General features: G+C 49.7%; 1 protein-coding gene. It reads left to right on the top strand.

Annotation, left to right across the window (positions count from 1 at the left end):
- Positions 1-1,051, top strand: a 1,051-nt coding sequence (gene tssI / locus AM629_RS21175; protein WP_152912064.1) for a type VI secretion system tip protein TssI/VgrG, incomplete at both ends; no start/stop codon positions are given.

Below are 1,051 nucleotides of genomic sequence, written 5' to 3'. Positions count from 1 at the left end.
TCCCAACTGAATGAGTTTCATTATATTCGCGAGTATGTGACGCAGAAACGGGAGTCCGATTATGACTTTTTTGCCCGGTTAGTCGCTGAAGAAGGGCTGAATTTCTGGTTTGAAGATGACAAACTGTTTTTCAGTGACAGCCACTTAGGCATGACCGCCAATTTACCTTTGGTCTACAATCCCCAGAGACAAACTGCCACAGAAATGAATGTGATTAATCAGGTGCATCTGGGGGTTTCCATGACCCCGCAACGGGTTATTTATAAGGATAGAAATCCGCAAAATCCTGATTACTTCCTCACGCACTGGGCCGATACCGATCCGCGTGTGGCGGGGCAGAAAACCCTGTTTTCGATCTTTGAAAGCTACGGACGTTTTCAGAAAGATGCGGAGGCGAAACCGTTTGTCCAGCGCCGTCAGCAGGCAGTTCAGAACCAACGTTTGGCCGGCTATGGGCAAAGTCATTGTTTTAAACTGATGCCCGGTAAAATCTTTGACCTCAGCGAACACCCGGTTGAAGCCATAAATACCCGCTGGCAAATCGTGTCTATTCATCATCACGGTCAATGTCCGCAGGCCCTGCAAGAAGCCAGCAGCGGGTCAGGAACTTATCTGCATAACGAATTCAGTTTTATTTCTGGCTATAAGGACTGGCGACCGCTATATCGTTACAAACCGCTGGCGGATGGTGATGAAGTCGCGACCGTGGTTGGCCCGGCAGGGGAAGAGATTTATGTTAATGAAGACGGTTGTATTCGCGTCCATTTTCACTGGGATCGTTATGATAAGGCCGATGAAAACGCCGCCTGTTGGGTGCGTTTTGCCCAGGGCTGGAATGGCAGCGGTTACGGTTTTATGGCGGTTCCGCGCATCGGTCAGGAGGTGATTGTTTCCTATCTGAATGGCGATATTGATCGTCCGATTGTGACCGGCTGCACCTATAACGGTCTGAATCGCCCGCCGCTGGATTTACCTGCCGAAAAAACCCGCACCACCTTTAAGACCCGGACCCACAAAGGAAAAGGCTTTAATGAATTGCGGTTTGAGGATG

Source organism: Photorhabdus heterorhabditis, from assembly GCF_001280945.1.
Taxonomy (GTDB): domain Bacteria; phylum Pseudomonadota; class Gammaproteobacteria; order Enterobacterales; family Enterobacteriaceae; genus Photorhabdus; species Photorhabdus heterorhabditis.
The sequence above is the reverse complement of the archived record's forward strand: the minus strand, read 5'-3'. Positions and strand labels throughout refer to the sequence as shown.